At 62.7% G+C, this 17079-nt stretch carries 18 protein-coding genes; 11 read left to right on the top strand and 7 right to left on the bottom strand.

Features of this window, described 5'->3' with window-relative positions; translation table 11 throughout:
- Nucleotides 1-116 precede the first annotated feature (116 nt).
- From dapF to ftsY, 3 genes are all read left to right on the top strand, one after another.
- A complete protein-coding gene (gene dapF, locus M0H32_RS19610) occupies nucleotides 117-1028 on the top strand; it encodes a diaminopimelate epimerase (protein ID WP_248156921.1) in 912 nt (303 codons plus the stop codon).
- On the top strand, nucleotides 1025-2293 hold the full coding sequence (gene mtaB, locus M0H32_RS19605) for a tRNA (N(6)-L-threonylcarbamoyladenosine(37)-C(2))-methylthiotransferase MtaB (protein WP_248156919.1): 1269 nt from the start codon (nucleotides 1025-1027) through the stop codon (nucleotides 2291-2293). The genes dapF and mtaB overlap by 4 nt, the downstream gene beginning before the upstream one ends.
- Nucleotides 2294-2541: 248 nt before the next feature.
- Nucleotides 2542-3825: a signal recognition particle-docking protein FtsY gene (gene ftsY / locus M0H32_RS19600; RefSeq protein WP_248156917.1), complete on the top strand. Its 1284-nt coding sequence runs from the start codon at nucleotides 2542-2544 to the stop codon at nucleotides 3823-3825.
- Nucleotides 3826-4109: 284 nt separating this feature from the next.
- Here the strand turns inward: ftsY and M0H32_RS19595 are convergent, their stop codons facing one another.
- The 4 genes from M0H32_RS19595 to gloB all read right to left on the bottom strand — a co-directional run bounded on the left by M0H32_RS19595 (nucleotide 4110) and on the right by gloB (nucleotide 6223).
- Entirely contained in the window at nucleotides 4110-4616 is a 507-nt protein-coding gene (locus tag M0H32_RS19595) for a hypothetical protein (protein WP_248156916.1), read from the bottom strand.
- Nucleotides 4613-5056, bottom strand: a complete 444-nt coding sequence (locus tag M0H32_RS19590) for a cupin domain-containing protein (RefSeq protein ID WP_248156915.1) — start codon at nucleotides 5054-5056, stop codon at nucleotides 4613-4615. Before M0H32_RS19590 ends, M0H32_RS19595 begins: the two co-directional genes overlap by 4 nt.
- 48 nt (nucleotides 5057-5104) lie before the next feature.
- Nucleotides 5105-5320 carry a hypothetical protein gene (locus M0H32_RS19585; RefSeq protein ID WP_248156914.1) on the bottom strand — a complete coding sequence of 72 codons (216 nt, stop codon included), beginning with the start codon at nucleotides 5318-5320 and terminating at the stop codon, nucleotides 5105-5107.
- 120 nt (nucleotides 5321-5440) lie between these two features.
- Nucleotides 5441-6223: a hydroxyacylglutathione hydrolase gene (gene gloB, locus M0H32_RS19580; RefSeq protein WP_248156913.1), complete on the bottom strand. Its 783-nt coding sequence runs from the start codon at nucleotides 6221-6223 to the stop codon at nucleotides 5441-5443.
- A gap of 402 nt (nucleotides 6224-6625) precedes the next feature.
- On the opposite strand from gloB, the gene M0H32_RS19575 reads away from it, so the two are divergent.
- The gene (locus tag M0H32_RS19575) at nucleotides 6626-7399 is read left to right on the top strand and encodes a class I SAM-dependent methyltransferase (protein ID WP_248156912.1); all 774 of its coding nucleotides are present in this window, start codon (nucleotides 6626-6628) and stop codon (nucleotides 7397-7399) included.
- Nucleotides 7400-7799: 400 nt separating this feature from the next.
- Here the strand turns inward: M0H32_RS19575 and metW are convergent, their stop codons facing one another.
- Nucleotides 7800-8432: a methionine biosynthesis protein MetW gene (gene metW, locus M0H32_RS19570; protein ID WP_248156911.1), complete on the bottom strand. Its 633-nt coding sequence runs from the start codon at nucleotides 8430-8432 to the stop codon at nucleotides 7800-7802.
- A 1-nt stretch (nucleotide 8433) separates the two neighbouring features.
- A complete protein-coding gene (metX, locus tag M0H32_RS19565; protein ID WP_248156909.1) occupies nucleotides 8434-9636 on the bottom strand; it encodes a homoserine O-acetyltransferase MetX in 1203 nt (400 codons plus the stop codon).
- Nucleotides 9637-9803: 167 nt separating this feature from the next.
- Between metX and M0H32_RS19560 the strand changes: the two genes are divergently transcribed.
- From M0H32_RS19560 to M0H32_RS19550, 3 genes are read left to right on the top strand one after another with little or no spacing between them, the layout of a single operon-like run.
- Nucleotides 9804-10670 (top strand): chorismate mutase, encoded by an 867-nt coding sequence (locus tag M0H32_RS19560; RefSeq protein WP_248156906.1) that lies wholly within the window; start codon nucleotides 9804-9806, stop codon nucleotides 10668-10670.
- On the top strand, nucleotides 10667-11803 hold the full coding sequence (hisC, locus tag M0H32_RS19555; RefSeq protein WP_248156904.1) for a histidinol-phosphate transaminase: 1137 nt from the start codon (nucleotides 10667-10669) through the stop codon (nucleotides 11801-11803). Before M0H32_RS19560 ends, hisC begins: the two co-directional genes overlap by 4 nt.
- A gap of 8 nt (nucleotides 11804-11811) precedes the next feature.
- Nucleotides 11812-12756, top strand: coding sequence for a prephenate/arogenate dehydrogenase family protein (locus M0H32_RS19550; protein ID WP_248156902.1), 945 nt, complete (start codon nucleotides 11812-11814; stop codon nucleotides 12754-12756).
- A 192-nt stretch (nucleotides 12757-12948) separates the two neighbouring features.
- Here M0H32_RS19550 and M0H32_RS19545 read toward each other — a convergent pair whose 3' ends face one another.
- Complete coding sequence (locus M0H32_RS19545; protein ID WP_248156900.1) at nucleotides 12949-13854, bottom strand: polyprenyl synthetase family protein; 906 nt, start codon at nucleotides 13852-13854, stop codon at nucleotides 12949-12951.
- Nucleotides 13855-14007: 153 nt separating this feature from the next.
- Between M0H32_RS19545 and M0H32_RS19540 the strand changes: the two genes are divergently transcribed.
- The 4 genes from M0H32_RS19540 to M0H32_RS19525 all read left to right on the top strand — a co-directional run bounded on the left by M0H32_RS19540 (nucleotide 14008) and on the right by M0H32_RS19525 (nucleotide 16961).
- Complete coding sequence (locus M0H32_RS19540) at nucleotides 14008-15228, top strand: SAM-dependent methyltransferase (RefSeq protein ID WP_248156898.1); 1221 nt, start codon at nucleotides 14008-14010, stop codon at nucleotides 15226-15228.
- Nucleotides 15215-15958 carry a monofunctional biosynthetic peptidoglycan transglycosylase gene (gene mtgA / locus M0H32_RS19535; RefSeq protein ID WP_248156896.1) on the top strand — a complete coding sequence of 248 codons (744 nt, stop codon included), beginning with the start codon at nucleotides 15215-15217 and terminating at the stop codon, nucleotides 15956-15958. Before M0H32_RS19540 ends, mtgA begins: the two co-directional genes overlap by 14 nt.
- Nucleotides 15959-16139: 181 nt before the next feature.
- Nucleotides 16140-16325 carry a 50S ribosomal protein L32 gene (gene rpmF / locus M0H32_RS19530; RefSeq protein WP_248156894.1) on the top strand — a complete coding sequence of 62 codons (186 nt, stop codon included), beginning with the start codon at nucleotides 16140-16142 and terminating at the stop codon, nucleotides 16323-16325.
- A gap of 213 nt (nucleotides 16326-16538) precedes the next feature.
- The gene (locus M0H32_RS19525; RefSeq protein ID WP_248156892.1) at nucleotides 16539-16961 is read left to right on the top strand and encodes a hypothetical protein; all 423 of its coding nucleotides are present in this window, start codon (nucleotides 16539-16541) and stop codon (nucleotides 16959-16961) included.
- The last annotated feature ends 118 nt before the right edge of the window (nucleotides 16962-17079 follow it).

Below are 17079 nucleotides of genomic sequence, written 5' to 3'. Positions count from 1 at the left end.
GCCTCGTCAGCAGTCAAAGGAAATCCGGTCAAATGCTGCAAACATAACGCCCGATGCTCTAATGTCCGCAAGATGGCGGACGCCTTTCCTCAAGCTCAACAAGAAGTGCACCCGGCATGGCGTCTGAAACCAGACCCTTTTTGAAGATGAACGGCCTCGGCAATGACTTTGTGGTCTGGGATGCGCGGGAAAAACCGCTGCTCCTGGGCAAGGACGTCATTGCCGCGCTTGGCGACCGGGAAAACGGCATCGGCTTCGATCAGATGATCACCGTGGAGCGGTCTTCGCTCGGCGTCGACGCCTTCATGCGCATTCACAACCAGAATGGCGGCGAAGTGTCCGCCTGCGGCAACGCCACCCGCTGCATCGGCCGTCTGCTGATGGAAGAAGCCGGCAAGGATCTGGTGACCATCGAGACCGCCGCCGGTCTGCTGCATGCCTTCGATGCCGCCGGGCCGCGCAGCGTGACCGTCGATATGGGTGTGCCGCGTTTGCAGTGGGACGAGATCCCGCTCGCCGAGGAATTTGCCGACACGCGCGCCATTGAATTGCAGATCGGCCCGATCGACGATCCCATCCTGCACACGCCGGCCGTGGTCAACATGGGCAATCCGCATGCGATCTTCTGGGTCAAGGATGTTGAGGCCTACGATCTGGAACGGATCGGACCGCTTCTGGAAACGCATCCGATTTTCCCCGAATGCGCCAATATCTCGCTGGCTCATGTCTTCGATGAGGACCAGATCCGCGTGAAGGTCTGGGAACGCGGTGTCGGCCTGACGCTGGCCTGCGGAACGGCGGCCTGCGCGGTCGGTGTGGCTGCGGCCCGCGACGGCAAGACCGGCCGCAAGACCACCATTCACCTGCCCGGAGGCCCGATCGGCATCGAGTGGCGCGAGAGTGACGGTCATGTGTTGATGACCGGCCTGACGGAAGTGGAATATGAGGGCGAGATCGATCTCGACACGCTGACCTGGCGCAAGACCGGTGCGGGCGACACGCCGCTGCAGGCCGGAGCCGCGTCATGAGCGTTGATGTCGTAACTTTCGGCTGCCGGCTCAATTCCTACGAGTCGGAGGTGATGAAGCGCGAAGCGGAGGCCGCGGGCCTGAAGGATGCCATCCTGATCAACACCTGCGCGGTCACCAACGAGGCGGTGCGCCAGGCGCGCCAGGCGGTGCGCAAGGCCAAGCGCGACAATCCGGACGCACGGGTGATCGTCACCGGTTGCGCCGCCCAGACCGAAGCCGAGACCTTCTCCTCCATGGAGGAGGTCGATCTGGTGCTCGGCAACACCGAGAAGCTGGAGCGCAAGTCCTATTCTGATGTCGCCGCCTTCGGCATTGCGGAAACGGAAAAGGTGCGTGTCAACGACATCATGAGTGTCGAGGAGACCGCCGGCCACCTGATCGATGGTCTGACGGGCCGCGCCCGCGCCTTCGTTCAGGTCCAGAACGGCTGCGACCACCGCTGCACCTTCTGCATCATTCCCTATGGCCGCGGCAATTCCCGTTCCGTGCCGATGGGCGTGGTCACCGACCAGATCAAGCGCCTGGTCGGCAACGGATACAATGAAATCGTGCTGACCGGTGTCGACATCACGTCCTATGGCGCCGATCTGCCCGGTGCGCCGAAACTCGGCACGTTGACGGCCAAGATCCTTAAAATGGTGCCGGAGCTGAAGCGCCTGCGCCTGTCCTCCATCGACAGCATCGAAGCCGATGACGACCTGATGCGGGTGATTGCCGAGGACAAGCGGCTGATGCCGCATTTCCACCTGTCGCTGCAGGCCGGCGACGACATGATCCTGAAGCGGATGAAGCGGCGGCACTTGCGCGCCGACACGATCCGCTTCTGCGACGAGGTCCGGCGCATGCGCCCGGATGTGGTCTTCGGCGCCGATATCATCGCAGGCTTCCCGACGGAAACCGAAGAGATGTTCGAAAATTCGCTGAAGATCGTCGACGAGTGCGGCCTGACCCATCTGCATGTCTTCCCGTTTTCGCCGCGACCCGGCACACCGGCGGCGCGCATGCCGCAATTGCCGCGTCAGATCGTCAAGGAACGCGGCGCGCGGCTGCGGGCGAAGGGTGAGGAAGCGCTCGCGCGGCATCTGGCGGCGGAAGTCGGCGGCATACAGCCAGTGCTGATCGAAAAGGACGGCCTTGGCCGGACCGAGCAGTTCACCCAGGTCGAACTGAATGGTGGCGCGGCCGGAGAGATTGTCGAAACCAGAATTATCGGCCATACCGGGCGCCATCTTCTGGGCGAAGCTCTTTCCAGCGCGGCCTGAGCGGCCGTTTTCGGTGTCGCTTTTTGGCAGCTTGCCCTATGAAAGGCGTCGGACTGAGCTGCAAACAGACAAACGCCGTCATCCTGGAGAGGACCAAAAGGTCCGTCTCGAAGGACAGGCGGCATACTCGGAGCAAGCGGCCTATCCTTCGAGACAGCGCTCACGCGCTTCCTCAGGATGACGCATGGGGTTGTGGTCTCGCCGGTGGCGGGGAGACCCAATGGCGGACAGATTTTTAAGGCGGGTTCATGAGCGAGAAAAAGCGCGGCTTCCTGGGACGGCTCTTCGGCGGCAAGGAGACGGCTGAAAGCCAGGCGGAGCCGGCCCCGGAAACAACTTCTGAAACGGTCGCGGAGGAATCCGCTTCCGAAGAGGTTCAAACGGACGACCCGAGTGTCGACGTTGAAATGGAAGTGCAGCCCGTCGCCTCCATGAACGAGCCGCCCCGCCCCATGCAGCTCGACGCGGCACAGGGTCTGGGCCAGACCATGTCCTCCGTGCCATCGCCTGTGCCGCCCGCCGCGGAGATCCTGCCGACGGATGTGTCGCTGGAGGCCGAGTCCGATCCGGTGATCGAACCCCCGGCGGAGCCGGAACCGGCACAAGAAGAGCCGAAACAGTCCTGGTTCCAGCGCCTGAAAAACGGCCTGTCCCGTTCCTCCGCCTCTCTGACCGAGGGTATTTCCTCGATCTTCACCAAGCGCAAGCTGGATGCCTCCATGCTGGAGGAGCTGGAGGACATTCTCATCCAGGCCGATCTTGGCGTCGACACCGCGATGGCGATCACCGAGCGCTTGTCGGACGGGCGCTACGACAAGGAAATCTCGCCGGAGGAAGTCCGCGCGATCCTGTCGGAAGAGGTCGAGAAGGTTCTGGAGCCGGTGGCGAAACCGCTCGATCTTGCAGCCGGGCACAAGCCTCATGTGGTTCTGATGGTCGGCGTCAACGGCACCGGCAAGACCACCACCATCGGCAAGCTCAGCCAGAAGCTGCGCTCCGAAGGCAGGTCGGTGATGCTGGCGGCCGGCGACACGTTCCGCGCGGCCGCGGTCGAGCAGCTGAAGATCTGGGGCGAGCGCACCGGTGCCGAGGTGATTGCCCGCGACACCGGCGCCGATGCGGCCGGGCTCGCCTTCGACGCCATGAAGGAAGCCAGGGACAAGGCCGTCGACGTACTCCTGATCGACACGGCGGGCCGGCTGCAGAACAAGGCCGAGCTGATGGATGAGCTGGAAAAGGTCATCCGCGTGATCAAGAAACACGATCCGGACGCGCCGCATACGGTTCTCCTGACCCTTGATGCCACCACCGGCCAGAACGCCCTCAACCAGGTCGAGATTTTCGGCAAGGTCGCCGGGGTGACCGGTCTGGTGATGACCAAGCTTGACGGCACCGCCCGCGGCGGCATTCTGGTGGCGATCGCCGCGAAACACGGCCTGCCGGTGCATTTCATCGGCGTCGGCGAAGGCGTTGCGGATCTGGAGCCGTTCTCGGCGAAGGATTTTGCCAGCGCGATTGCCGGGCTGGCTTAAAGAAACCGGGAGAAGTCTAGGGCCTGTGGACAATTAGGTTTCGGTCTTGGCGCTTGTCGGATTTCGGTCTTCGAGTAGGAGGAAAGTTCGCAGTTGTGTCAACACCACAAGGACTTTCCGACGCACGCGAAACCGAAATCCGCAGCGTCCTGAAGGGATTTGGCTCAAATGGCTCATTTCGGCGTCGCAAAGGCTTGAAAGGGCCAGCCCTTCCCGCGCCTTTGCTTCTAGAACTCGAGCCATTTGCATCCAAACCAAGACCAAATCCTAATTGTCCACAGGCCCTAGTCCGCAGGACGCGCTAATTTGGCTCTTTGCGGGACAGAGCCTGCGTGTCTGCCGGAAAGATACCAATACACGTAGCCGCCAATGCTGGCGCAGGCACCAATCCAGATCAGCGACAAAAGGATCTCCCGGAGTGGATGAAGGATATGCCCGTCGCTGGATAATCTCGACCAGACATGGACCGCCCAGACCGGAAAACCGGCGGAAACACCGGCCAGAATATGAGCGGCCTTACTCTGAAGCGACCATCGTTCCGACGCGACTGACCAGAGCAGGAATGGCAGCAAGGCCAGTAGCAGCACGAACAGAAAGAGGAATGTCGGCCCGATCGCAAAGAGCGCAAAATGCTCCAAGGTCCAATTGCGGGAATAGGCGAGGCCGAGCAGGAGCGGAGGCCAGACAAACGTGACGCTCACGGCCGCACTGGCGGCGACGTACCCGAGAAAAAGGCGTCCGAAACGCGATGCGGGCGCGCCTTGTTCTGCTTGGGATGCGTTTGCGGTCAAATCCCCGGCTCCCAGTCCTCCGGCGCCATGACAAATCCCTCGAACTGAAAGCCCGGCGCGACCGTACAGCCGACCAGGGTCCAGGCGCCGAGCGAGCGGGCCTGTTGCCAGCCGTCGCGCGGGACGATGCCCTGCGGGCGCTGGCCCTCGGCGAGGTCGTTGCCGAGGGTCAGAATGTCTTTCCGTCCGCCATCCGCGCTGATCGAAAGCTCCAGCGCCGCGCCGGCATACCAGTGCCAGGTCTCGACCGCGTCGACCTTGTGCCAGCGCGACAGCACCCCTTCCGGCAGCAGGAAATAGATCAGGGTCGAGGCGGCACGGCCGTTCGCGTCCGTGACAGTGTCGCGGAAGGTCTCGGCATAAAAACCGCCTTCGGGATGCGGCTGCATATTAAGGAGAGAAACGACCTGATCGGCCGTCAGGTCGGAAGACACAGTCATGATGGGTCCCGGGATCGGAAAGTGATTTGCGTGCCCGGACCCGGCCGGTCAGGACGGCTTCGATCCGGAGCAGAAGGCCAGATCATCGATGGTTTCGCGCAGGGCCGCAACCACTTCCTCGTAAAGCACTTGCATGTCCAGCTTGTGGCCGCCGCCATGATCGACCGGGATGGCCTCGGCCTGGCTAATGATCCGGTGGACCACGTCTCTGGCGCGTTCTTCGGCGGAGCGCGCAAGATGGGCTTCGGAACTGGCAGGTGTCATGGTGTTTGCCCCTTCATGAACACGGTACAAGTGCATATGGGGGCAAAACCTCATGGTTTTAAGTCACGCTGCGCAGAAAGACGGAACTCTTGTCAATTCTGCGTTGCAAACCGGCCTGCCTCAGGCGTTGTCCTTGCGGGTGCGGATCTCGGTGAAGATGTCCACCGCGGACTTGCCCTCCATGCCGAGGGCGGCGGCAACCGTCGCTTCGCCGGCGCGCAGAAACGGGTTGGTGGCCTTTTCCGCGGCCATGGTGGTCGGCAGGGTCGGCGCGCCCTTTGCCCGCAGAGCCGCGACTTCCTCTGCCCGGGCCTTCAGGTCGGCATTGTCCGGCTCGATGGTCAGCGCGAAACGGGCATTGGCTTCCGTGTATTCGTGGCCGCAATAAATCGTGGTGTCGCCCGGCAACTTGCGCAGAAGTTTCGACAGGGACGACCACATCATTTCCTTGTCGCCCTCGAAGACACGGCCGCAACCGAGCGAAAACAGCGTGTCGCCGGTATGGGCCATGCCGATCGATGGGATGTACCAGGAGATCTGGTCCAGCGTATGCCCTGGCGTCGAGATCGCCTTGACTTCGTAGGGGCCGCAGCGGACGTCGTCATCGTCTTCCACCGTCTGGTCGAATTCCGCGATCTTCTGGCGGGAGCGTTCCGGGCCGATCACCGTGGCACCAGTTTTCTGTTTCAGTTCGCCAAGACCCTGGACATGGTCCCAGTGGTGGTGGGTGACAAGAATGTGGGTCAAAGTCCAGCCGGTTTGCTCCAGCGCCTGCTCGTAGGCACCGGCATGGGGCACGTCGAAGGCGATGGTGGTGCCAGTGTCCGTGTCGTGCACCAGCACGCCGAAATTGTCGTCGAGGCAGGGGAACTGGTGAATCTCGGTGGTGTCGCGCAAGGCCATGGGCGGGCTCCGTGTCGGGGAAGGCTTGTTGAAACGTAATACCAACCTCGATAGATAGAAACCCATCTGATGGCGCTGGTCCGGATTGGCCGGCAAGGCGCGTTGCGCAGGACGGCCTGGTTGGCCGTTCAAGCGGCGCAACGCTGTCCGGCGGGCCGGAGCAGGCCACCGAAGGCCGTGTTTGGGGACTGTTCAGCTGCGTCCCAGGTTTTGAACGATAAACCGTATCGCCCTGCAACCTGCTCCTTGCCGAACAGACCCCAAACACGGTCAGATCGGTTCCTATCTATTGAGGTTGGTATTAAGTGGCAAAGAGCGTCTTCAAGGGCAAGCCATGAGATCTTGCGCTGACGGCCCGTTCCATGTTCAATCGCGGCGTCCGGAACCATCGAGCCTGCCTGAATGTATCTCGACGTCGTCCATCTGCGTGCCTTTTACGATTTACCGCTCGGAAGTCTGTTGCGCAGCCTGATCGGTGCGCCGATTCACAAGATGTGGCCGGACATGAAAGGCAAAAGCCTGCTCGGCATCGGCTATGCAGGCCCGTTCATGCGGCCCTATCTCGACAGCGCCGAACGGGCCATCGCGGCGATGCCGGCGCCCCAGGGCGCGGTGTCCTGGCCGCGCGAACGCGACAGCGCCTGCGCGCTGGTGGAAGACGACGACCTGCCCTTTCCCGATGCCTTTTTCGACCGGGTCATGCTGGTCCACGCGCTCGACCATTGTGCCGATCCGGCAGCGCTCCTGCGGGAGGCCTGGCGGGTGCTGGCGCCCGGTGGCCGGCTGATCACCGTCGTGCCCAACCGGCGCGGCCTGTGGGCGCGGTCCGAACTCTCGCCCTTCGGCTATGGCCGCCCCTATTCGGGCGGACAGTTGAAGGATCTGCTCAAGCGCTGCCAGTTCAATGTGCTGGAGGACAAGGAAGCCCTGTTCATGCCGCCGTCGAGCAAACGGGCTGTGCTGCGGGCCGCGCGGACCTGGGAAAGCGTTGGCCGGCGCATCTGGCCGGTTTTCGGCGGCATCTTGGTGGTGGAGGCGGAAAAGGTCGTCTTCCAGAGCCTGCCCTCGGGCGGCCGGAAAAGCCGGTTGCACGTCCTGCGTCCGGTGTTCATCCCGGAAGGCGTCGCCACAGGCCTCAAACCCGTCCGCTCCGTGCATCGGCGGGTGGACGTCTAAGAAACCCTTCTTCCGTCATTCCGGACAAGTGAGGCAACGCCGAGCGCTGATCCGGAATCCAGACATCTTTCGCGCCGCAGGCGCGCCCTTTTTTGAAATCGCTTCGCTCACGAGGATTCGCTGGATTTCGGATCGGCACGCAGCTCACGCTGCGCTTGTCCATACATGACGGTGCGGTTTGAATATTTTTTTAGAGGACCCCCACCCCTAGCCCCTCCCCACAAGGGGGAGGGGGATTATGCGCTGTACCGCAACAACTTAAGTGCCATAAAAGGCTTCGCTCATGAAACTGGGCCTTGTGTTCGAGTACGGCGGTATTCCCCTCCCCCTTGTGGGGAGGGGTTAGGGGTGGGGGTCCTGAAGAAAATGAATTTCTCGCCCCGGTCCGAAACGGTGAGTATTACCGCTTCAGCAAAAACACGGCCTGTTCGGCGACGATGTTCCAGACCCACCAGGGGGCGTTGACGGGGATCTTGTTGCCCCTGGCGCTGAGCGCGATGGCCTTTTCGACATCGGCATCCAGTTCCCGGCACAGTTCGACGAAGTCGCGCAGCGAGCAGAAATGGATGTTGGGCGTGTCATACCATTCGTAAGGAAGGTATTTGGTCACCGGCATGCGGCCGCGGAACAGGAGCTGGGCGCGGTTGCGCCAATGGGCGAAATTCGGCAGCGACACGACCACCTGCTTGCCGATGCGCAGGAGCTCACTCATTACTTCCTTCGGTGCCCGGGTCGCCTGCAGAGTCTGGCTGAGAATGGCGACGTCAAAGGCCCGGTCCGGATAATCGGTCAGGTCCATGTCGGCATCGCCCTGGATGACAGAGAGGCCACGGGCGACGCAGCGGTTCACGCCGTCCTGGGACAGCTCGATGCCGCGCCCGTCGACATTGCGCTCGCGCACCAGGAGATCGAGCAGCTCGCCGTCGCCCGAACCGATGTCGAGCACGCGCGCACCCTGCGGCACGAGTTCGGCAACGACCTTGTGGTCGCCGCGCACCTCACCTGGCCGGGTCTGCATGGGGGCAAGGTTCATGTCAGACCTCCTCGCCAGGCGCCGGAATGCCACGGGCATGCGCGGCACCGGTGATGAAACCGAACATCGTGTCGAACATTTCCGGCACGTCCAGGAGGAAGGAATCGTGGCCGCGGTCGCTGTCGATCTCGACAAAGGAGACGTTGGCCGCCGCGGCGTTCAGCGCCTTGACCACCCGCCGGCTTTCAGACGTCGGGAACAGCCAGTCGGACGTGAAGGACATGACGCAGAAGCGTGTCTTCGTGTCCTGGAAGGCATTTGCGAGCGAGCCGCCGAATTCTTCTGCGACGTCGAAATAGTCCATCGCGCGGGTGACATAGAGATAGGAATTGGCGTCGAACCGGTCGACAAAGGTCATGCCCTGGTGGCGCAGGTAGCTCTCGATCTGGAAATCGGCGTCAAAGCCGAAGGTCTTGCTGTCCCGGTCCTGCAGGTTGCGGCCGAATTTCTGATGCAGCGATTCATCCGACATGTAGGTGACGTGGGCCGCCATGCGGGCAACCGCCAGGCCCTTGGTGGGGCGCACGCCTTCCTCGATATAGGCACCGCCGCACCAGTTCGGATCCGCCATGATCGCCTGGCGGCCGACCTCGTGAAAGGCGATGTTCTGGGACGTGTGCCTTGCGGCCGCGGCGATCGGCACGGCGGCAAAGACCCGCTCCGGATAGCTGACGGCCCATTGCAGAACCTGCATGCCGCCCATGGATCCGCCGATCACGGCAAACAGCGTATCGATGCCGAGGTGATCGACCAGACGCGCCTGGGCCCGGACCATGTCGCGAATGGTCACGACCGGCATGTCGAGGCCATAGGCCTTGCCGGTGGCCGGATTGATCGACGCGGGACCCGTGGTGCCGAGACAGCCGCCGAGCACATTGGCGCAGATCACGAAATAATGGTTGGTGTCGACCGGCCGGCCTGGCCCGACCATCAGGCTCCACCAGCCTGGCTTGCCGGTGACCGGATTGGTCGAGGCGACATACTGGTCGCCCGTCAGGGCATGGCAGACCACGACCGCGTTGGTCTTGTCCGCGTTGAGCGTGCCATAGGTCTCATAGGCGATCTGCCAGGGGCCGAGCCGGGCACCGGAATCCAGTTCCAGCGGCTCTTCGGCCGGAAACCGGGCAAGCTTGCTGGAAGGCGAGACGGCCTCGCTGGCCTTCAGGTCTTCCGGTGTGGCGGGACTGGATGTGTCTGCGGGCATGGCTCTTTGCGGTTCGGTGTTCCTCCCGGGCAGGAAAACCGTCACCCGGGGCAGACTGGCGAGGTAGCCGTGACGAACGCGCCGAGTCAACGTTTTCTTTTGCGTTTGCGCCATCACATGCCTATGACTATGCGCCGCTGACCTGAACAGAAAACCGGAAAAACCTCATGTCTCAATTGCCGGAAAGCGGCCTGTCGCTGGAGGACCTGCGGACGCAGGTCGACGAGATCGACGGGCGCATTCACGATGCTTTGATGGAGCGGGCCCGGGCCGAAGCCGGCATTCAGGCCGCCCGACACGCCGCCGGTGAGGGCGCGTCGCTGTTTCACCCGGAACGGGACGCGGACATGATGCGCCAGATGGTGGAGCGCCATCAGGGCGACCTGCCGCTTTCGACCGTCGAGCATCTGTGGCGGGACCTGATCTGCGCCTGCACCAGCCTGCAGGCCGACACGGCAGTTCACCTCGACGGCAGCGCCGAGCTGATCGAGATGCTCGATCTGGCGCGGTTCTATTTCGGCTTCTCTGTCGAACTGGTTCCGGCGGCGGACGCGGCCGATGTGGTCGGCGCCGTCACAGCATCCGTGGGCGATCTTGGCCTGGTCGCGCTGACCGACCGGGCGGAACTGCCCTGGTGGCGCGGTCTCAGCGAGGCCGGTGCCCAGGTGCAGGCGCGCCTGCCCTTCGTGGTTCTGGACGAACGGCCGGCCGATCTGCCGGCGCTGGTGCTTGCCAAGGCGGACAGCATGATCGACAACGCGGACATTGCGGTTTATGACGCCCGCTGGTCCGACCTTCTGCCCGGCAAGCTGATGGACCAGGGCATCGAGGTGCTCAGTTTCTTCCGCTCCGCAAGCGGCGTCGACGCGCTGCTGGCAATCTCCGGGGATCTGAGCGAAGAAGATGTTTTCAAGGCCTGCACCGATGCGGGGGCCGAACCGGACGTTTTGCGGCGCGTTGGCGGTTATGCCGCGCCGATCGACGGCGATCCGGAAGAGACTTTTGCTGGCGAGGACGAGGAGCCTCAGGAATGAACGAGATGAGCACAGTGAACAAAGCCGACGAGACGCAGACATCCCGTCCGCAGCCGAAGCCGGGCGTCCTGGACATTGCCCCTTACGTTCCGGGCAAGTCGAAGGGCAGTCACGGCAAAACCGTCCATAAGCTCTCCTCCAACGAGACGCCGCTCGGCTCCAGCACCGCCGCCAAGGCGGCCATCGAAGCAGTTGCCCAGAACCTCGAGCTTTATCCGGACGGCGCGGCAAATGAGCTGCGCAATGCGATTGGCGAGATCTACGGTCTCAATCCCGACCGGATCATCTGCGGCGCGGGTTCCGACGAGGTTCTCAGCCTGCTGGCCTACGGTTATCTCGCGCCCGGCGACGAGGCGATCTATTCCCAGCATGGGTTCGTGGTCTATGACATCGCCATCCGGGCGGCCGGCGCCACGCCGGTGGTCGCGCCTGAAAAGGACCTGACCACGGATGTGGACGCCATTCTGGAGCGTGTCACCGACAAGACCAAGATGGTGTTCATCGCCAATCCGAACAATCCGACCGGCACCTATCTGCCCTTCGAGGAAGTCCGCCGTCTGCACCAGGGCCTGCCGCCGCATGTGCTCCTGGTTCTGGACGCGGCCTATGCCGAATATGTCCGCCGCAACGACTATGAGAGCGGCGTCGAACTGGCAGCGACCAGCGACAATGTCTTCATGACCCGGACCTTCTCAAAGATCTACGGCCTTGCCAACCTGCGGGTCGGCTGGGGCTTCGGTCCGGCCCACGTGATTGACGCGCTCAACCGCATTCGTGGCCCGTTCAACCTGAACGGCATGGCGATTGCCGCGGGCACGGCGGCGGTGCGCGACCGCGATTTCGTGAACAAGTCGATCGAGCACAATGAAAAATGGCTGCCGTTCGTCACCGAAGAGCTGGAAAAGCTCGGCCTGAAGGTGACACCGAGCGTTGGCAATTTCGTGCTGGTGCATTTCCCGGATGAAGACGGCAAGCGGGCCAAGGACGCCGATGCCTATCTTCTGGAGCGCGGTTGCGTGTTGCGCATGGTCGCCAATTACGGCCTGCCCAATTCGATCCGCATGACGATCGGATCCGAGGACGCCAACCGGACCGTGATCGGCCATCTGAAAGACTTTCTGGGACAGAATTAAAGAACCACATGACTGGCACCCCCCTCTTTGAGCGCATGGCCCTGATCGGCATCGGCCTGATCGGGTCCTCCCTCGCTTTGGCCGCGCGTCAGCGCGGCCTGGTGAAGGAAATCTCCATCTCGACCCGTTCTCCGGAAACCCTGGCGCGCGCCGAGGAGCTGGGGCTCGGAGACCGATATGAGCTCGACGCCGCCACGGCCGTCGAGGGGGCGGACCTGGTCATCCTGTGCGTGCCGGTGGGCGCGAACGCGGCGGTCGCCAAATGGATCGCACCGGCGCTCAAGAAAGGCGCCATCCTGACGGATGTCGGCTCCACCAAGGGCTCGGTGGTCGATCAGGTCAGTCCGCATGTGCCGGAAGGGGTGCATTTTGTTCCCGGCCACCCGATTGCCGGCACCGAACAGTCCGGCCCCGATGCCGGCTTTCCGACCCTGTTCGAGGACCGCTGGTGCATCCTGACGCCGCCGGAAGGAACCGATCCCGACGCGATCGAAAAACTCAGCACATTCTGGCGCGGCTGCGGCTCCGATGTGGACCGGATGGACCCGAACCATCACGATCTGGTGCTGGCGATCGTGTCGCACCTACCGCATCTGATCGCCTACAACATCGTCGGCACGGCGGATGACCTGGAAACCGTGACCAAGTCGGAAGTTATCAAGTATTCCGCGTCCGGCTTCCGCGACTTCACCCGCCTGGCGGCTTCCGATCCGACCATGTGGCGCGATGTCTGCCTCAACAACAAGGACGCGATCCTGGAGATGCTGGCCCGGTTTTCCGAGGATCTCTCCGCCCTGCAGCGCGCGATCCGCTGGGGCGACGGCCAGACGCTGTTCGATCTCTTCACCCGCACTCGTGGCATCCGCCGCTCGATCATCGAGGCTGGCCAGGAAACCGACGCGCCGGACTTCGGCCGCCACGGCAAGGGCAATCCGGACGGTCCGGCGGAGTAGGCTCTGGCAGCTTCCGAAAACTGCGGTGTTTTCAGCCGCGAAGCCCTTCGCCTAAATCACTGAAGCGTCATCCTGAGGAGGGCCAAAGGCCCGTCTCGAAGGATCGGCGGCATACTCGGAGCAAGCGGCCGATCGTTCGAGACAGCGCTGACGCGCTTCCTCAGGATGACGCTGAGAGGGAAGGATCGAGCCTCAGCTCGTCCGGCTGACGATAAACGAAGCCAGCGCGCTCAAGGTCTCCGCCCGTGGGCCATAGGAGCCGAGCAGCTTGTCCGCTTCCCGCTGCAGCCGCACCAGCTCAGCCCGGGTTTTGTCAACGCCCCAGAGCCTCACCAGCGTTGCCTTGCCTGCCTCGGCGTCCTTGCCGGTCGCCTTGCCCATCACCTCGGGGCTGGCCTCGACATCCAGCAAATCGTCGGCCAGCTGAAAGGCCAGGCCGATGACCTCGCCGAAGCGGGTCAGGCGGTCGATATCCGCTTCGGGTGCATCGGCGAGACGGGCACCGGCGCGGCAGGCATAGCGCAGCAGGGCACCGGTCTTCATGGATTGCAGCTGCCGGATTTCCGCCTCGGTGCGGTCGCGGTGCTCCGATTCCAGGTCGAGCATCTGGCCGCCGGCCATGCCGCCAATGCCTGAGGCCCGGGCGAGTTCCCGGCTGAGGGTCAGGCGCACGCCCGGATCCTTGTGTACGGCCTCTTCCGCGATCACGTCGAAAGCCAGTGTCAGCAATGCGTCGCCAGCCAGGATGGCTGTGGCCTCGTCATAGGCCTTGTGCACGGTCGGCTGACCGCGGCGCAAATCGTCGTCGTCCATGGCCGGCAGATCGTCATGGACCAGGGAATAACAATGAACGAGCTCCAGCGCGCAGGCCGCCTTGAGCACGCCGTCGTCGACGCGGCCGAACATCTTTGCGGTCTCATAGACCAGGATCGGGCGCAGCCGCTTGCCGCCGTTCAGCGCGCCGTGGCGCATGGCGGCCAGAAGCCGGCCCGGCCGTGCCGTTTCATCCGGAAGCAAGGGCGTGCTCAGGATCCCTTCCAGGGCGGTTTCGATGTATTTGCCGCGTTTCGCCAGGTGCTGTTTCAGGTCAAAGGTCACGATGGGCTCCGGAACGGGTCTCTGCTGCCAACAACTTTTTCAAGGGCCGGGTTTCCCTGAGGTGTATTGTCTGTATCGTCAAGACACGAAATTGAAAAAGTGACCGGCGCGCGCGCTGACGGCCCGCCGGACCGGTGTTTTGGAGATTGATTAATGCGATTGCTATCCAGCCTTTTGCGCGGTTTCATCAAACGCGGGCGCATGCGCGTCATCGACGTCACCGGAGCGGTGCACGCCTTCGGCTCCGGCGCGGACGGGCCGACGGTGACCATCCGGCTGCATGACAAAAAACTCTACCGGTCGCTGTTTCTCAATCCCGAACTTGCGGCGGGCGAAGCCTATATGGACGGCACGTTGACCATGGAAGAGGGCTCGACCTGCTACGACTTCATGTTCTTGTTCTCCATCAACCGGGCACCGCTCGGAGCGAACCCGGTGCAGGGCCTCTTGCGCAAGGGCTGGAAGGCGATGCGCCGGCGCCAGCAGAAGAACAGCGTCGAACGGGCAAAGTCGCAGGCGCGGCACCATTACGACCTGTCGACGGAGCTCTATCGGCTGTTTCTGGACGACGGCCTCAATTACAGCTGCGCCTATTACACAAGCGCCGATGACACGCTGGAAGCGGCGCAGGACGCCAAGCTGACCCATCTCGTGGCCAAGCTGGACCTGGAACCGGACATGGACGTCCTGGAGATCGGCGGTGGCTGGGGTTCGCTCGCGATCCGCATGGCGGAGGCCGGCGCAAGGGTGACCTCGCTGAATGTCTCTCCGGAGCAGGTCAGGATCGCGGAGCAGCGGGTCCGCGCGGCGGGTCTTCAGGATCGGGTCACATTTGTCCTGAAAGACTATCGCGAGTTCGAGGGTACGTTCGACCGGGTGATTTCCGTCGGCATGATGGAACATGTCGGCATCGGCCATCTGGACGCGTATTTCGGCCAGATCCGCAAGAACCTGACGGAGAGCGGCTTTGCGGTCATTCATTCGATCGGGCGCATGACGCCACCGGGAACGACCGGACCGTTCATTCGCAAATACATTTTTCCCGGTGGTTACGTGCCCGCGCTGTCGGAAGTTTTTGCGTCGACCGAACGGCTTGGGTTATGGGTCTGCGATGCGGAAATCCTGCGTCTGCACTATTACTACACCATTCGCGACTGGCGCCGCCGGTTCGAGGACAGGCGGTCCGAAGCCGCCGCGCTCTACGATGAAACCTTTTGCCGGATGTGGGAGTTCTATCTCTGTGCCGTCGAATTGGGGTTCCTGCATGGATCGAACATGGTCTTTCAGCTCCTGGTCTCCAAGGAACGGGATGCCGTGCCGATCCTTCGGGACTTTATCGTCGACAACGAGCGGAGACTGAATGGCAAAAGTTAAGCCGGTAACGGGGGGGCGGCCCGGCTCGGGAAAGTCTTCCGGCAGCAAGAAGGGCCTCTGGCGGTCCCTGAAAAGACGCCTGCTGCAGCTGCTGCTTGTCATTTTGCTGGCACCGCCGGTGCTGACGGTGATCTATTCCGTGGTGCCGCCGGTGAGCACGTTGATGATCGGCCGCTATGTGCAGTTTCTCTGGGTCGACCGGCAATGGGTGCCCTTGGACGAGATTTCCCCCAACCTGATCCGCTCGGTGATCACCTCCGAGGACAGCGGGTTCTGCAAGAACCATGGTGTGGAATGGGACGCGCTGCAGGACCAGGTCGAGGCCTTGAGCGAGGGCGAGAAGCCGCGCGGGGCCAGCACGATCACCATGCAGACCGCCAAGAACCTGTTCCTGTGGGGCGACCGGTCCTACATCCGCAAGGGCCTGGAACTGCCGCTGGCGCTTATGCTGGACGCGATCCTGTCGAAGAAACGGGTCCTGGAGATCTATCTCAACATCGCCGAATGGGGCGAGGGTATTTTCGGGGCGGAAGCAGCCGCGCAGGCCTGGTTCGGCAAGCCGGCCAAGGATCTGACAAGGACCGAAGCGGCCCGGCTCGCCACGGCCCTGCCCAATCCGCTTGGTCGAAATCCGGCAAAACCCTCCGGCGGGCACCGCCGCCTGGCGGCCACGAACCTCGCAAGAGTGACGGGCGCAGGGCCGATTTTCGGCTGTGTTCTGGGGAAATGAACCGGGGCCGGTGGCCAGACGATCCGGCTTCGGGTAGTTAGACCAAGAAATTTTTCTCTATGGGGTGGCAAAACGCTGGCGTTCCCTGTATAACGCCGCGCATTCCAACACGTTGCGTGACGCCACGCCCCGGGCTTACCCGGTCCGGGCCGCGCTGTTATGGACCACGGAGAAAAGAAAAATGGCCGTTCCAAAGAGAAAAACCTCGCGCATGAAGCGCGGTTTTCGCCGTTCCACGGACGCCCTGAAGCAGCCGTCTTACGTTGAGGACAAGGATTCGGGCGAACTGCGCCGTCCGCATCACGTTGATCTGAAGACCGGCATGTACCGGGGCCGTCAGATCCTGACCGCTAAGGACGAAGCATAACGCCTTTCCGCCTTCATCTCTGAAGGCGGACCGTTGTTGTTTCGATCCCGATCGGGCGGATCGCCGCATGGCAAAACAAGATTGAGGCTGGCCTTGTTCCGACAGGCCGGCCTTTTTCTTTGTCTAATCCGCGACGTGCCTTGAAACTGCTCTCAAGATCGTGTCAGCTCGCCGCGATCCGCCCCAACGGGCCACATATTCCGGGAACCCTCCATGCGCCTTTTCTCCGCCGTTCCGTTCACGCTGTTCTCGCTTCTGATCTACAACGCGCTCGCCTTCACGGCCGGGGCGGCGGACGCCGGCTTCTGGGCGCAGCCGATCATCACCATTTCCATGGTGTCCGGCGCGACCTTCCAGCTGCTCATCAGCGATGTGCTGATCACCGTCGGCCTGTTTTTCCTCTTCATCGAGATCCTGAAGGCAACCCGCATCGGCACCACGGCCCTGCTCGACCACATGTTCTCGGTGCTGGTGTTTGTCGCCTATCTGGTGGAGTTCCTGGTGCTGCAGCAGGCGGCAACATCTCTGTTCTTCATCCTGATGGCGATTTCCCTGATCGATGTGATCGCGGGCTTTTCCATCTCCATCACCGGCGCGCGCCGGGATGTCTCCTTTGGGCACGGGGACATGCACTGAACGGAAACGAAATCACCGTCATTCCGGACAAGTGAGGCGCAGCCGAGCGCTGATCCGGAATCCAGACATATTTCGCGCTGAAAGCGCGGCCAAAGCTTTTGTATGAAAGACGAGTTCG

This window comes from Roseibium sediminicola (assembly GCF_023156505.1).
Taxonomy (GTDB): Bacteria; Pseudomonadota; Alphaproteobacteria; order Rhizobiales; family Stappiaceae; genus Roseibium; species Roseibium sediminicola.
The sequence above is the reverse complement of the archived record's forward strand: the minus strand, read 5'-3'. Positions and strand labels throughout refer to the sequence as shown.

Coding starts and splice junctions, on each gene's coding strand:
- hisC (WP_248156904.1), top strand. CDS start 10,667: ATGAACGAGATGAGCACAGTGAACAAAGCCGACGAGACGCAGACATCC.
- M0H32_RS19550 (WP_248156902.1), top strand. CDS start 11,812: ATGACTGGCACCCCCCTCTTTGAGCGCATGGCCCTGATCGGCATCGGC.
- dapF (WP_248156921.1), top strand. CDS start 117: ATGGCGTCTGAAACCAGACCCTTTTTGAAGATGAACGGCCTCGGCAAT.
- metX (WP_248156909.1), bottom strand. CDS start 9,636: ATGCCCGCAGACACATCCAGTCCCGCCACACCGGAAGACCTGAAGGCC.
- M0H32_RS19585 (WP_248156914.1), bottom strand. CDS start 5,320: ATGACACCTGCCAGTTCCGAAGCCCATCTTGCGCGCTCCGCCGAAGAA.
- metW (WP_248156911.1), bottom strand. CDS start 8,432: ATGAACCTTGCCCCCATGCAGACCCGGCCAGGTGAGGTGCGCGGCGAC.
- ftsY (WP_248156917.1), top strand. CDS start 2,542: ATGAGCGAGAAAAAGCGCGGCTTCCTGGGACGGCTCTTCGGCGGCAAG.
- mtgA (WP_248156896.1), top strand. CDS start 15,215: ATGGCAAAAGTTAAGCCGGTAACGGGGGGGCGGCCCGGCTCGGGAAAG.
- M0H32_RS19575 (WP_248156912.1), top strand. CDS start 6,626: ATGTATCTCGACGTCGTCCATCTGCGTGCCTTTTACGATTTACCGCTC.
- M0H32_RS19525 (WP_248156892.1), top strand. CDS start 16,539: ATGCGCCTTTTCTCCGCCGTTCCGTTCACGCTGTTCTCGCTTCTGATC.
- M0H32_RS19540 (WP_248156898.1), top strand. CDS start 14,008: ATGCGATTGCTATCCAGCCTTTTGCGCGGTTTCATCAAACGCGGGCGC.
- rpmF (WP_248156894.1), top strand. CDS start 16,140: ATGGCCGTTCCAAAGAGAAAAACCTCGCGCATGAAGCGCGGTTTTCGC.
- M0H32_RS19590 (WP_248156915.1), bottom strand. CDS start 5,056: ATGACTGTGTCTTCCGACCTGACGGCCGATCAGGTCGTTTCTCTCCTT.
- mtaB (WP_248156919.1), top strand. CDS start 1,025: ATGAGCGTTGATGTCGTAACTTTCGGCTGCCGGCTCAATTCCTACGAG.
- M0H32_RS19560 (WP_248156906.1), top strand. CDS start 9,804: ATGTCTCAATTGCCGGAAAGCGGCCTGTCGCTGGAGGACCTGCGGACG.
- gloB (WP_248156913.1), bottom strand. CDS start 6,223: ATGGCCTTGCGCGACACCACCGAGATTCACCAGTTCCCCTGCCTCGAC.